Annotated in this window: 8 protein-coding genes; 2 read left to right on the top strand and 6 right to left on the bottom strand. The window is 52.6% G+C overall.

Annotated features, from left to right (window positions below; genetic code table 11):
- Positions 1–69: 69 nt before the first annotated feature.
- The 5 genes from J0A68_RS21105 to J0A68_RS21085 form a co-directional block, all read right to left on the bottom strand.
- The gene (locus tag J0A68_RS21105; RefSeq protein ID WP_206580244.1) at positions 70–2,469 is read right to left on the bottom strand and encodes an ABC transporter permease; all 2,400 of its coding nucleotides are present in this window, start codon (positions 2,467–2,469) and stop codon (positions 70–72) included.
- Between the two features lie 318 nt (positions 2,470–2,787).
- Positions 2,788–4,137 carry a Gfo/Idh/MocA family protein gene (locus tag J0A68_RS21100; RefSeq protein ID WP_206580243.1) on the bottom strand — a complete coding sequence of 450 codons (1,350 nt, stop codon included), beginning with the start codon at positions 4,135–4,137 and terminating at the stop codon, positions 2,788–2,790.
- A 136-nt stretch (positions 4,138–4,273) separates the two neighbouring features.
- A complete protein-coding gene (locus J0A68_RS21095) occupies positions 4,274–4,927 on the bottom strand; it encodes a 3-keto-disaccharide hydrolase (protein ID WP_206580242.1) in 654 nt (217 codons plus the stop codon).
- Between the two features lie 288 nt (positions 4,928–5,215).
- A complete protein-coding gene (locus tag J0A68_RS21090; RefSeq protein WP_206580241.1) occupies positions 5,216–7,636 on the bottom strand; it encodes an ABC transporter permease in 2,421 nt (806 codons plus the stop codon).
- 248 nt (positions 7,637–7,884) lie between these two features.
- Entirely contained in the window at positions 7,885–10,329 is a 2,445-nt protein-coding gene (locus tag J0A68_RS21085) for an ABC transporter permease (RefSeq protein ID WP_206580240.1), read from the bottom strand.
- A 346-nt stretch (positions 10,330–10,675) separates the two neighbouring features.
- Between J0A68_RS21085 and J0A68_RS21080 the strand changes: the two genes are divergently transcribed.
- Entirely contained in the window at positions 10,676–11,833 is a 1,158-nt protein-coding gene (locus J0A68_RS21080; protein WP_206580239.1) for an FG-GAP repeat protein, read from the top strand.
- Between the two features lie 363 nt (positions 11,834–12,196).
- Positions 12,197–12,784: a T9SS type A sorting domain-containing protein gene (locus J0A68_RS21075; RefSeq protein WP_206580238.1), complete on the top strand. Its 588-nt coding sequence runs from the start codon at positions 12,197–12,199 to the stop codon at positions 12,782–12,784.
- A 52-nt stretch (positions 12,785–12,836) separates the two neighbouring features.
- On the opposite strand, the gene J0A68_RS21070 is transcribed toward J0A68_RS21075, so the two are convergent.
- Complete coding sequence (locus tag J0A68_RS21070; RefSeq protein WP_206580237.1) at positions 12,837–13,481, bottom strand: DUF2306 domain-containing protein; 645 nt, start codon at positions 13,479–13,481, stop codon at positions 12,837–12,839.
- Positions 13,482–14,300: the final 819 nt, after the last annotated feature.

Genomic DNA, 14,300 nt, shown 5'->3' with positions numbered 1-14,300 from the left:
TTTGGCAGACTCAGCCTTCCCACCGAAAGCGCTGGGCAAAACTGCCTTCCAACCTCCCGCATCGGACACTCAGTCACTTTTTAATGTTTTGGATGGATTGATACGATAGACTTTCCAGCTTCGGTAGCCGATGGTGGCCATTGCCAAAAGCAAAACCAGTGAGACTGCGGCGAGGTAGGGCCAAACTCCCACTTGGGCCCTGTTGGCAAAAGCCTCCAGCCAAGCATCGGAAAACCACAGCCCAAAGGCCACCGCCAAGACCGCAGAGAGGGCCAATAGCTTCAGGAAATCCGCGGAAAGCACGCCCAAGACGTCGCTCTGTGTAGCTCCAAGCACCTTGCGAATGCTGATCTCCCGAGTCCGGCGAAGCGCCACATAAGACACCAAGCCAAACAGGCCCATGCAGGCGATGAAAACCGCGATGCCGGAAAACAACCCAAACACCGCCCCTACCCGCTCTTCAGAACGGTACAGCTGGGCGTATTCCTGGTCTATAAACCGGTAATTGAAGGGGCGCTCCGGCACAAACTTTTCCCACACCTCCTGCAAAGAAGCCAGCGTCGCACCCGGATTTCCCGCGGGAATTTTCACCAGGATCACGTTTGCATTGCCCGTGTCTTTGAATATTCCCAGAGGCCCGATTTTTTCATGCATGGAGTTGAAATAGAAATCTCCGACCACCGCCTTGATGCTCGCGTTGGAAAAGCCGAAATTGACCGTCTTGCCTATTGCCTCCTCTGGCGTCCAGCCCAATTCCTTGACGGCCGACTCATTGAGAATGATCGGAACCAAGACTTCGGTTTTGGCGCCTTCCGCTCTCGAGACGTCCTTTTCATCGAGATCCGACCCGGCAAGCACCTTCAGATTCAGTGTCTTTACGATATCCTCATCCGTGGAATAGCCAGTGATCATCAGTTCGCGCTGATTGTCCCCGCCCGGAAAGATCTTGTAACCCGCCTTGATATGGACTGGCATATCTCCAGCCAAAGCGACGGAAGTCGCCGCCCCGCTTCTCAGCATTTCGGACTTCATCGTCTCTGCGACATTTTTCATGCTGTAGTGATAGGTCAAGGCTACCACTTGGTCCCGATCGTATCCCAGGCTCACGTTTTGCATGTGATCCAGTTGGTTTTTCACGATAAAAGTCGCGATCAACAGCCCCATGGAAACGAAAAACTGAAAGACAACCAACGACTTTCTCACCCAGGCTCCGCCGCCCATTTTGGTCTTGTTTGCCAAGGCATGGATTGGCTCCATGCCAGACAAAATCAGGGATGGATACATGCCGGCAAGCAAACCCACCACCAGAATAAAGCCGAGCATGAAACCGATACCGACTGGATTCATCAGGGAATCGGTGCTCAGCGGCACCCCGCCAATCGCAGAAAACTTAGGCAGGATCAGATAAAGACACAACAGGCTCAGCACGGTCGCTCCGAAGGTGAGCAGCATCGACTCGGAGACAAACTGTCCAAACAGTTGGCCTCTCCCCGCTCCCATCGCCTTGCGAAGTCCCACTTCCTTGTTTCGCTCGGTTGCTTCCGCCGTCGCCAGATTCACATAGTTGATAATCCCGATGGCGATCAGCAGCAGCGCCACTATGCCAAAAATATACAGGTAGCGGATGTCCGTGCCTGGCTTGATGCTGCCGAGGGATTGGTCACCCAGGTGGATCTCAGTGACCGGCTGCAGATGGAAAGCCGTGCTGTAGCCGTACTCTGCAAGCTCTTTCCCAAGGTACTTTTCCTTGACTTCCTCCACCTTTGCGGCAAAAGCGCCCACGTCCGTGCCCGGCTTGAGCTTCACATAGGTATAGTAGTTGCTCGGGGACCATTCTGGATTTTTCCCATGGCGGTGCGACTTGAAAGACGCCAAAAAATCAAACTCTAGGTGGCTATTGCTGGGAAAATCCTCCATCACACCAGACACGGAATAGTCCGTTCCATCTACTTTCAGCGCTTTCCCCAGCGCCGTCGCGGCATCTCCGAAGTAGCGCTCGGCGGTACTTTTCGTCAATACGATTTGGTTGGGCTCCGCCAAAACCTGGGCAGCCTTGCCCGACAGCAACTCAAAGTCAAAGACCTCAAAAAAGTTTTCATCGGCAAAAGCAAAGGAGTTTTCCTCCTGATTTCCCTCGCCTGCGTCTATCAGTACCGACGAGAAAATACTCATATCAAAAACCAACGTCCCCGTCTCCACCTCCGGAACCTCCTCAATCAGGGTAGGGATCAGGCTCGACGGCGTCGAGCTGACCAGCTGGCTCTCCCCCTGTGAGACAAACTCCTGATTGAACTTGTAGATCCGATCATAGTCGGCATACATCCTGTCATAGCTCCATTCGTGCTGGATATAGAGGCAAATCGCCAAAAAACTCACGATGGCAATCGTCAGCCCGAGCAAGTTGATTCCCGTGTAGAGCTTGCGCTTCTTCAGGTTTCTAAAAGAGATTTTAATGTAATTTTTCCACATGCCTATAAAAGTTGAAGGGTTAGAAAGTTGAAAAGTGGCAAAGACTTTTCCGACCGCAGAGTGGAGACTTCGACGTGCAAAACCATCCCAGCCTCCTACTTCCCAACTTCCTTCCTCGCCCTCCCTACTTCCTACTATTATGCCATAAAAAAAGCCCCTGAATTGTCTCCAGAGGCATTTTTTAGCTTTTATCCCGCTTATTTTCTCGAACATTTTTGTTCGCCAGCGGACGAACCAGAAGCCAGTTGGCAGTCTCAGTAGGCAGTTTTTCGCAAGGAAAATTTCACATCCTATACTGAATCTACTTGATACTTGATACTAAAATTTGCGATACTTCCCAGTCAGGTACTGGTTGGCTTCCTTCTCGGCAAACTTCGCTTTTTTGCTATCCCAGTGCAGGGTCTGGTTGGGAAAGCGTCCGGCGATCACGCCCAGCAGGATAGTCTCGGTGAGTCGAGCCGCATAGGAGAATGGCGCGGTACACTCGCCCCGGCCAAGGCAGGCATCCACAAACTGGTGGTAGTGCTTCTTGCTTTCAGCATCGTAGTCCTTCACCGGCTTGCCGAGGTTAAACTTCTCGATGTCCATTTCCTGGTATTTGCCGTCCACGATCAATCTTGGAAGCTGCTGGAAGTGAGGAAGCAGCAATCTTCCTTTTTCACCCATAAACATAGCTCCTTGGTCAGGCAGTTTCTCGCCGTTAGGGAGTTTCAGATCCGGGTGGTCAGAAGGCGCGCCTGGGCCGTCATACCATACCCACTTCAAGCTCTCGGCGGTGTAGGGAGTGGAAGGAAACTCATAGGTCACCACATTGTGCTCTGGGAATCCGTAGCCGGTAGGCTGGCGGGTCTCGTTGAGGATGGTTCTAGGCACATCCAGCTGGAGGGCGTTGTACGGGGTATCAAAGATGTGGACGCCCATATCCCCCAAGGTACCGCAGCCGAAGTCCATCACTTTTCTCCAGTTGCCCGGGTGGTATTCACCCTCTTTGAAAGGTCGCTCTGGCGCGGTACCCAGCCACAGGTTCCAGTCCAAATTTGCTGGAACTGGATCGCTGCCGGTAGGAGTAGGCTTGTCTGTTCCCCAGTTTTTGGGAGACCAAGCGCGGACGGTATGCACCTTGCCGATGATGCCATCCTGGATCAGCAGCGTGGCAAGCTTGTAGTCGTAGAAAGAGTGTACCTGGATTCCCATCTGGGTAATGAGGCCCTTTTTCTCAGCCACCTTTTTCATCTCACGAGCCTCGGACACGTGGTGGGTCAGGGGCTTCTGGCAATAGACGGGCTTGTCCATCTTCATCGCCATCAGGGAAGCCGGTGCATGGGTATGGTCAGGGGTCGACACGACCACCGCGTCGATGCCATCCTCCATGTCTTTCAGCATTTCGCGGTAGTCCGCATAGGTTTTTGCATTGGGGAAAAGCGCCTTTGCCTTTTCCAGCATCTTGGAGTCCACGTCGCAGAGCGCCACGACATCCACGGCATTGTGCGAAGCGATGGCGTCCAAGTCGGCCATCCCCATCGCGCCAAGTCCGATGTGGGCAGTTCTCAATCGGCCGTTTGCCTGGGCTTTGGCCAAAAGTGTGGGGGCCAAAGAAAGGCCCAAAACTCCCAAACCGGTCTTTTTGATGAAATCTCTCCGATCGATAAATTGGATCTTATTGTTCATATCAATGAGTTATTAATTGGTTACTAGTTACTGGTTATTGAGTTATTGGTTATTGAGTATTGGAACTGCTTACTGTTTACTGCTTACTGCCCACCGGCGACTGCCCACTGCTTACTGTCCGCTGCCACTCCTCCACCTACAGTTCCTTGATCCGGATATTCCTGAACATCACCACATCCCCGTGGCCCAAAAAGCCGAGATGTCCGCTGCTCCGCTGCAATCCGGGATGGGCTTTGCCGTCCAGCGTTCCGTTTTTGCTGGCTTCCAGATAATCCCCCTCCAGGATAGTCTCCCCGTTGAGTACTACCTTGATTTTGGGATGCTGTACAATCACTTCCTCTACGTTCCACTCGCCCACCGGCTTGAGAAAACCCCGCTTTGCCGGGATTACCCCGTACACGGAGCCATGGTACTGGTATTCGTGCAGGTCTTTGTATTTGTCCGCTTCGTTGTCCAGGATTTGGAGCTCCTTGCCCACATAGGCGGCATCGCCCTCCAGCGGGGCATGGATGCCCAGTCCGTTGTTGGCACCGGGAGTGAGCTGAAATTCAAACCTCAACACGAAGTCCCCATATTCCTTTTCAGTGAGAAGATTTCCCCCGCCAGAACCCTTGGGGTCGATCACGATCATGCCGTCCTTGGCCTGATAGGCATTTTTGTTGCCTACCCAGCCATCGAGGGTCTTGCCGTCAAAAAGGGACACAAATCCGGACTCATCACTCTGTCCGAAGCAGGGGGCTACCGAAAGGACAAGGCCCAAAGCGGCAGTGGAAAAAAGGGATTTCAGCATGGGGTTAGCTAAATTAAAAAGAGAATTCCGTCAATTGAGCCGACAAATTAAGCTTTCAACGGAAATTTCCAGAGCATGCTTCGTAAAAAATTTCACTTACCCCAGGAAGCGTTATATTATTTTTTTCAAAAACTTAATCCCAAAAAAGGTTTGCCCAAACGCCATTCATCCGGAAGAGAAGTCGGCGGTATCTGGCATGATAGTCTAAATGCCCAAACCGCACACTTTATCCGCTCCAGGTTGATTGGCGCTCTGTACGCTGCTTTATACTCCTAAGCTACCGCTACTCTACTCGTCCTTCAGCACCTTGGCGGGGTTGGTCTGCGCGGCAATATAGGAGTGCAGCCCCACGATCAGCATGCAAATGGCCAGTATGCCAAGCCCTGCTCCCACAAAGGTCAGGTAGGGCATGGCTATGCGGGTCTGGAAATCCTTGAGCCACTCCGCCACCAGATAGTAGCTCGGATAGGCCGCCAGCAGGAAGGAAATGCCTACCAAGACCATGTACTCTTTGGTCGTAAGAAGTAGAATCTGCTGGAGACTAGCCCCCAGCACCTTGCGGATCCCGATCTCCTTGGTACGCTGGGCAATGGTGTAGCTCGACAGTCCAAAGACCCCCATGCAACTGATCAGGATGGCCAGCCCACAGGCAAAGCCCAGGACGTTTTTGATCTTTTCGTCCTCCTGATAGAAGCGCTCGATCTCCTCGTCAAGAAAGGAAAAGCCCGCTTCCTCGTAAGGATAAATACCACGGTAAAGCTGCTCCAGGCTTTCTTTGGCTGCCGCCAGATTCTGTCCGGCATTCAGCTTGACGCTGATGGTCTGGAAGTACTCCGGATTGTAAGTCAGGAGAAGCGGCTTGATCTCTTCCCGCATTGTACGGGAGTGGAAGTTACCAATCACGCCGATGATGGTCTTCTGCTCTTGGGAAAAACGCACCTGGCTGCCGACTGCCTTTTCCTTGTCCGTAAAACCCGCCTCCTTGAGGAAGTTCTCGTTGACCACGATCTCGTCTGCCTTGTCTATGCTGGCATTTCCCGCCAAAATCGGAATCCCATTGACGCTCACAAAGCTCGAGTCCACGTTCATCACTTGGACGTAGATCTGTTTTTCTGTGGTATCCACGGGCACATGGGCATCGGATGTCCAGAGCCCCATGGACGATACCAAGCTGCCACTCAGGGAAGCTCCCATCACCGAGGACTCCTGGCTGATGCGCTGCTGGAGCTGTAGCATCTTGTCCGGATCGGACATGAAAGGCAGCCTCGTGTACATCACCGCCTCTTTGTCAAAACCCAAAGGCTGGCTTGTAACGAACTTCAGCTGGTGGTTAAGCACCAACACCAAAATGACGAAAGCTATGGAAGAAGACAGCTGGACTACCGTCAGGTTTTTCCGCAGGAACACCCCCAAAGAAAACTTGCCAGCGCGGTGCAGCTCGCCCTTGAGCGCCCGCTGGGGATCGTACTTGGAGAGCACCATCGCCGGATAGATCCCAGTGACCGCGGTGATCAGGCTGGGAAAGGCAAGATAAAACAGCAGGTTGGACGGCGAGCTGTAATCGATGAGGAAGCCCTCGGGCAAATAGTCCCGGAAGGCCAGTCTCACTCCCACGGCCAGCACCAAAGCCAGTACCGTGCTGAACACCAAAATCAAAAACGTCTCGGACAGAAATTGGCTCACCAGCTGCAAGCGCGTGCCCCCTATCGTCTTGCGTATCCCGACTTCCTTGGCTCGCCCTATGGCCTGTGCCGTCTCCAAGTTGACAAAATTCAGGCTCGCCAATACGAGGATAATCAAACCTATGTACACCAAGCCCTTGAGGAAAACCTTGGAGGTACCGGTATCTGCATAGGTCTGGCCGAAGTGGATCTCAGCCAAGGGTTCGGTAAAGAACGTGGTGGCATATTCCTCTTCCCCTTCCTCCGGCTTCATGTGCTTGGCCACCACGGATTTAAGCGCCTCGTCCACAGAGGCAGCGCTCACTTCCGGAGCCAGCTTTACAAAGAGCTGGCTGCTGGAGTTGACCGAGTTCCACTCGTGCAGTCCATACCAGCTGATCTGCTCCTCGGTGCGTATCGTGCTAAAGGACACGAAATCCTGGAAAATGAAATCGGTGTTCTCCTCATAGTCTGTGATCACTCCGGTGACTTTCGCGGCGATGGTGTCGGAATCGATGTACAACAGCTCCTGGCCAAGGACATCCGATGCGTCCGATCCGGGAAAGTACTTGTGCATACTCCGCTCGGAGATGACGACAGATTCTGGCTCTTTCAGAGCGCTCTGGGGATTTCCGGCCAGCCATTTCCTGGGGAAAATCCCGAAGAATCCAGGGTTGGCAAAGGTCAACTTGTCCGACCGCCCGAAGGCTTTTTGCCCTCCAGGCAAAGCCACCATGGCGTTGTACATCGTATAGAGCCGGCCGGTCTGCTCCACTCCAGGCACCTCATCGCCTATCACTTCCCCCAGGGGGCCAGGCACGCCGGAGTTGGGAAAAGACCCGCCATCGCCCCAGTCGGTCAGGGTATTGATTCGATAGATCCTGTCCCCGTCTTCGTGAAAGCGGTCAAAGCTATAGGAATGTGTCACCACATTGAAAATAACGAAGCAGATGGCGATGCCTATCGAGAGCCCGAGGATATGGATGGCCGTCCTCAGCTTGTTTCTCAGCAGGTTTCTCCAGGCGATTTTAAAGTAGTTTTTCAGCATGGGGTTGAAAAATTTCAAAATTGTAAGATTGGAGGCGATGGTGGTAAGGTTGTAATGTTGTAAAGTGTTAAGGTGCGGCACCTCAAGCGTCAAATCTCTACATGAACCCGACCGCCCCCTTCACTTCGTGTCCCGTCATCGGGATGTACTTCACAAATCCTAGTCTCTTGCTTTCGTCCCCGGTCCTGTGTCTAAATTCTAACTTCTTGCTCTTGATACTAGATACTTGATACTTGCCACCAAGCAAATCACTCGTCTTTCAGCGTTTTGACTGGGTTCATCTGGGTAGCGCGATAGGACTGGGCGGAGATCACCGCGATGGTAAATACTATCCCGCCTACGGCTAAGATCAGGAAATTGACCCAAGAAGGCCAGTCCCTGACGGCAAACTGCTCCAGCCAGCCTTGCATGAAGTACAGGCTCAGCGGCAGGCCCACAGCTACGCCCACCAGGGTGATCACCAAAAACTCCCGGTTGAACATCCAGGAAATACTCCAGCTGGAGGCGCCCAAGACTTTTCTGATCCCGATCTCCTTGGTACGTCCGGCGATGCTCAAGGCAGCCATCGCAAACAAACCCATCGCCGCAATCAAAATCGCGATACAGGCCGCGATTAGTACCATTTTGCCCAGACGCTCGTCGGCGACATATTGCTTTTGCACCGTCTCGTCGAGAAAGCTGAAGCTGAACGTCTCCGACGGAAACACCCGCCCCCACTCCGACTCCAGCAGGCTGCGAAAGGAGTCAAAGTCCGAACCGTAGCCTTTCACCATGACTTTGGGGTTGGTGGCATCGTGGATCATGAGCATGTTGATCCCGCTGAAAATGACCTCTGGGCTCTTGGCCAAGATGACGGGCTCGATCTCCTTGTAAAGCGAGTTGTGGTTGAAGTCCTTCACCACGCCCACGATCTCGTGGGATTTGATTTTGGTGCTGGGTAAGAGTTCGCCAGTGGGATCGTCCCATCCCATGGCTTTGGCAAAGGTCTCGTTCACCAGTATCGCACTGCTGTCCGATCCGGGCTGGGGATTGAGGTCCCGGCCTTTGGCCATTTCCAGCCCGAGGGTCTTCACATAGTCGCCGCCTACGAAATTGAGCCGGAAATTAAACTGCTTGCCTTCCTCCGTCGGAAAGCCTCCATCCCAGAAGGAATTGTCCCCATAGGTGGCAATGGTGATGCCCGCAGATTGGACTTCAGATCGGCCCACCAGCGCTTGTCTGTATTTTTCCGCTTGCGCAAAACCCGCGTTGATGGACTTCACAAAGCTGGTACCCGGCACATCCGGCACGTTCACCAGCACGATCATTTCCTGGTCAAAGCCCAAGTCGTAATCTCGGATCGTCTCCATTTGATGAACCATGATCAGCGTGGACGCGATCAGAAGAAAAGAGATGAAAAACTGGAAAGCCACCAGCCCTTTTCGGAGGCCCTGTTTCCCAAATCGTATCGAAAGGTTGCCCTTCAGCACCTTAATGGGCCTCAGACTCGACAGGAAAAACGCGGGATAGGCACCCGCCATCGCGGTGATCCCAAGCACCAAGCCAAACAGGATCAGGATCTGCGTGGGGCCGTACACCAGCGCGAGCTTTTTGTCAAAGAGTTCATTAAAGGTCGGCAGCAGCACCTCGGCCAGCAGCAGGCCCAGCAGTAGCGCCGCAATCGTGATCAGCAGCGCCTCGGTCAAAAACTGGAAAACCAGCTGTCCAAAGTCCGCACCCATGGTCTTGCGCACGCCCACTTCTTTGGCACGGGTGGTCGATCTGCCGATGGCCATGGTCGTAAAATTGATGCAGGCGATCAGCAGGATCAGAAATGCGATCCCCGCCAAAATCCAGAGCAGCGAGGGACGTGTGGACTCCACCATGCCCGAGTCGGGATTCTCCGTGAGGTGCATCTCGGCGATGGGCTGCAGGGTAAACAGATACTCGCCCTCACGATATTGCTCACCGAGGACCTTTTTCATCATGGCATCGCTTCCGGCCTCGATCCCGGCCCTGGCCTGGGCGTCGTTCAGCTTTACATAAGTGTCGCCATATACATTAAACCAGGAATCCTGATTTTGCTTGGCCACGGTGAAGTCCAGGTTTTGATCGTTTACCAACATCTCAAATTGGATACTGGAATTGGCTGGCAGGTCCTCCAACAAGCCCGACACCTGATACTCTTCGTAGTTGTCGCCCATCTGCATCCGGATGGATTTTCCCATCGGGTCGGCATCTCCAAAATACTTCTTCGCCGTCTCCTCCGTGATCACCACACCAAACTTGTCCTGAAGCACCTGCTCTTTTTCCCCCTGAAGCAGCCTGAAGCTGAAAATCTCCAAAAAGTCGGGACTTACCGTCAAAAACTGCTGCGTCTGGGTAGTGTTCTCGTCCAGATAGGCCTGCGCAGAGCTCCCGATCATTCTCGTGGTGTGCGTCACCTGGGGAAACTCGGCCGCGAAAGTCGGCGCTGTGATGATGGGGGTAGAAAAGCCGGTAATCATTCCGTCTTCCCCTTTTTCGTGGCGGACCACGCGGAATATCTGCCCGCTCTCCTCGTGGAAATTGTCAAAGCTGGTCTCGAACTGGACAAAAAAGAAGATCAGGATGCTGACCCCCAGCCCAAGCGTCAAACCGATCAGGTTGATCCCGGTGTGAAGCTTGCTCTTGGCGAGGTTTCGGAAGGCGATTTTCAGGTAGTTCTTTAGCATGGAGGTAGGGAGGTAGGGAAGCTTGGAAGTAAGGAAGTCTGGAGGTTTGGGGTTTAGGGCGCGTACTTCAAATTTCTTACGTGTACTTTCCTCTCTACTTGCATGCCATGAAAAAGGCCCTTTTCAAGGATATCGGAGGCGTTTCGATGGTCTTGGGGCTGTTGTTGGCGAACAATTTTGTTCGGCTACGCACAATCAAGCCAAACAGAGGGCAAAAAACTGCGGGCCGGATCGGCAAAAAAAAGACGAAGCGTCGATACTTGCCCTCCTGCCTACCTTGAATGCGGCAGCCTTCACTTTCGGGTGAAAATAGGCTATATTGAAGCATAACCCAATCCCGACCGCCATGCTGACTTTTCTGTCTTTCCCTTTCTTTTTGATGTGGGCATTTGCCCCAGACCCGACATTTGAAGCCCAAGAAATCGACTCGGACATTTCTATAGGATACGGACTGGCCGTAGGTGACGTGGATGGAGATGGGAAGGGCGACATCCTTTTGGCGGACAAAAAACAGATCGTCTGGTACCGAAACGGGGACTGGAAAAAGCAGCTCATCATCGAAAACCTCACCGAATCCGACAACGTCTGCATCGCGGCAAGGGACCTGGATGGAGACGGAAAGGTGGAAATCGCCGTGGGCGCGCAGTGGAATCCCGGAGAGACCAGCGACACTGCCAAGTCGGGGGCCGTTTTCTTTTTGATTCCTCCCGATGACCATCATCCAAACTGGGAGGCCAAGCCCCTCCACCACGAGCCAACCACGCACCGCATGCGATGGATTAAAAACGGAGGCAAGTCCTACCTCATCGTCGTTCCCCTCCACGGACGCGGCAATGCCAATGGAGAAGGTGCTGGTGTGAAAGTCATCGCCTACGAATACCCCAAAAAACCCGCCGACGACTGGACACACACGGTCATCGATGAGTCCATGCACCTCACCCACAACTTGGATGTGGTGGGAAATGACAGGTCAGAGTTTGTTCTTTTGGGTGGAAAAGAAGGCGTAAAGAGCATGGCAAACGCAGACGGGACTTGGAAACAAGCCCAAGTCTTCCTTCCGGAAAATATGGGCGTAGGCGAGCTCCGTCTTGGGAAAAGCAGTGGAGAAACGGGCTTTCTAGCCACCATCGAACCCATGCATGGTACCACACTGGCGGTGTACGAAGGGCTGGATGAAAAACTCCAAGCCCGAGGTCCAGAGCGAAAAGTCCTCCACAGCCAGCTCAAGGATGGACATGCCCTCGCGGTCGCGGACTTTTTGGGTTTGGGCTTTGACCAGATTGCCGTGGGCTGGCGCCTGCCCAATGACGCCGGTGAATTAGGCGTCAAACTCTTTGTCCCCAAAAACGGCTCATTTTCCGAGTTTGAGGAATATTGGATCGACCAAAACGGGATGGCCTGCGAAGATCTCCAAGCCGCGGACCTCGACGATGACGGCAAGCCGGAACTCATCGCCTCCGGTCGCGCCAGCAAAAACGTCAAGATCTACTGGAACAAGAACTGACCTTCGCCTTATTTCGGACAAAAAGTGTACGGCCACGCACACTTTCGCACAGCGCTTGTCGGTGAGCCAATTGTTTTTCGGCATTTTTCGAAATTAAATCTTCTTAACATACCCAAACCGATGTAACCTCGGTTTGGAGCAAATCAGCCCAAAACTGCCCGCTGGCGGAACAAGCGGACGCGATATTGACAGATTATTGTTCAGATCCGGTTAAAAAACGAAGACCCATTCCGAATTTAATTCCGGGAAATCTTCAAAAAATTAACAGATCCATCTTTTTCCAGCCTCCCATTTCCTACCCTGCCATTGGATTGGTACGAGCTTCGCAAAGACTGATGCATAACTCTAAACCAACAAATCATTATGAAGTCCCTATTCACAGTAGCACTAGCAAGCGCATTGTCTTTTGGCGCATTCACCGCAAACGCAAGCGAGGATCTCAGAGAACTTTCCGCAGTAAACACCAACTATAAGAAGGTAAACATCACGCTAAAAGAGGGCGTTGGCAACGCCAAAATCTCCATCCTCACCACGGACGGCAAGTACCTGAGCAGCAGAAAAGTCAACGTGCGCAACGAAAACCTGCTCGTCCCCTACGACTTGGAAAACCTGCCTGCGGGTGAATACCAGGTGAAGATCGTCACCAATGACGAAGCCGTGACCTACACCGTGGAAACCAAGAACCAGCCCATCCCAGCTGCGGACTTGCCCCTGATGGCCTATGGCAAAAGCCTGGACGAGCATACCGTCCGACTGGCGGTCATCGGTCTGCTGGAGCCTGGTGTGGACGTGAAGATCTACGCTTCCAAAACCGGAAATTTGATCCACGAGGAGCAGATCGACCAGCCAGAGGGATTTGTGAAAAACTTCTCTTTTGACGGAATCTCCGCCGATGAAGTGCACATGAAAGTCACCGACGCCAAAGGAAGGGTAAAGACACTTTTCTTCTAAAAGCTAACCAACTCCCACACGAGCCCTGTTTTTCGGAACAGGGCTCTTTTTTTTAACGTCTTAGGGTGACTTGCAATAGCGCTTTCCTCCGTCGCCTCACCAGCCAAAAAGCGACCAGCATATTTGGAACCCAGCACAGCCAGGCGACGATGAGATAGGCTGGCAAAAACTGTCCCTGGTGTAAGACGATCAAAATCGGTAGCCATATCCGCAGCGTCACCGCCGCAAAGGTCGCCGCATAGCTAAAGGTCATCCAGTCCTCGTGTACGTCATATCGGTGCTTTTTGGCAGTGTACCAACCCACCATCGTGGTCCCAAGCCAGACAACACCTAGACTGACGAATCCCGACGCACTCACCAAGCCTCCCGTGGCAAAGAATCCGATGTAAATCCCCGCCAAGCTGCTGAAGAAAACGGCCGTCACATAGCCCATCCCAATCCGCTTGTGCAGCTTTGGGCGTCGCTTTTGGAGGTCTCTGTCAAACTGGATCCAACCGATCAGGAGAGCGACTCCTCCCAGAAGAATGTGCGTGTAAAAGGCGGCATACCATACCGGATCGGCCAGAAGGTGCGCCGGCTTGGATTGGAGCACCCCAAAATCCCCTGGGGCAAAAAAATACAGTGCCGGATAGCAGCCCACCCCGATGGCTAGCAAGGCAAAAACCCACCAGGCTACTTTTTTGGTAATTGCGGTCATAGTCGAAGAAAGGCGATAATAGACGATCGCCGAAGGTAGGACTTCTCCGCGATATGTCCCGACAGACCCAGGGAAGCAGCTCAGGAAAAACCCCTCAAACGCCTTCTCCAATCCCCCATCCTTGACTCGAGGCTCTTGTTTCTAGGTTCTTGACTCTGATTTCCAGTGTTGCGTTAAAAGTTATTTGTCGTCTGCACCTGGTCAAGGGGAGCTACGAAGTCGAAAGGTCAGTTAGCAATTCACATAACACTTTCCTGGGATTTAGGGGCGTAGCCCTTCGGTCTTCGTAGCACCGGAGTTCAAGGAATCTCAAGGCAGGAGCGTAGCTCTGTCATCTTTACTTGTAGCTGAGGCCCAATAGCGGATATCAGGGCTACGCCCCTTTTTTTTCCGAACGACAGATTTTCTACGAAGAGGTTAGGGCTACGCCCCTAGATCAAATCAGGATTAAGTCTGAAACCTGACTTCTGGGACTTAGGATTGGGTTTTTATCCTTGGCTGTTGTTTTTAGGCAGGTTTTTCGGATTGCGAATATCCAACTACCGTTGCCTTAAGTGTTATTTGCCGTCTGCACCTGGGCAACAGGAGCTACGAAGTCGAAAGGTCATTTAGGAATTAAGATAGCTCTAGGTTCTTGACTCTAGTATCTAGTTTCTAGGTTCTTGACTCTAGATACTAGATACTTGATACTCTGACTATGCCTGAAAATGGTTGTCACTATTCTGTCAATTATCGAGTTAGAATTTCTGTTTTCAATGGATTCTTCTTCTTTGGTTGTTCAGGTATTCTTGGTTTCAATTCCAATGTATAACCGGTGAT

Origin of the sequence: Algoriphagus oliviformis (genome assembly GCF_017254915.1) — a bacterium.
In the GTDB taxonomy this organism is placed as follows: domain Bacteria; phylum Bacteroidota; class Bacteroidia; order Cytophagales; family Cyclobacteriaceae; genus Algoriphagus; species Algoriphagus oliviformis.
The sequence above is the reverse complement of the archived record's forward strand: the minus strand, read 5'-3'. Positions and strand labels throughout refer to the sequence as shown.

Bases quoted from the DNA above. Each gene is read 5' to 3' on its own strand.
- J0A68_RS21105 (WP_206580244.1), bottom strand. From the start codon at position 2,469: ATGTGGAAAAATTACATTAAAATCTCTTTTAGAAACCTGAAGAAGCGC.
- J0A68_RS21100 (WP_206580243.1), bottom strand. From the start codon at position 4,137: ATGAACAATAAGATCCAATTTATCGATCGGAGAGATTTCATCAAAAAG.
- J0A68_RS21095 (WP_206580242.1), bottom strand. From the start codon at position 4,927: ATGCTGAAATCCCTTTTTTCCACTGCCGCTTTGGGCCTTGTCCTTTCG.
- J0A68_RS21090 (WP_206580241.1), bottom strand. From the start codon at position 7,636: ATGCTGAAAAACTACTTTAAAATCGCCTGGAGAAACCTGCTGAGAAAC.
- J0A68_RS21085 (WP_206580240.1), bottom strand. From the start codon at position 10,329: ATGCTAAAGAACTACCTGAAAATCGCCTTCCGAAACCTCGCCAAGAGC.
- J0A68_RS21080 (WP_206580239.1), top strand. From the start codon at position 10,676: ATGCTGACTTTTCTGTCTTTCCCTTTCTTTTTGATGTGGGCATTTGCC.
- J0A68_RS21075 (WP_206580238.1), top strand. From the start codon at position 12,197: ATGAAGTCCCTATTCACAGTAGCACTAGCAAGCGCATTGTCTTTTGGC.
- J0A68_RS21070 (WP_206580237.1), bottom strand. From the start codon at position 13,481: ATGACCGCAATTACCAAAAAAGTAGCCTGGTGGGTTTTTGCCTTGCTA.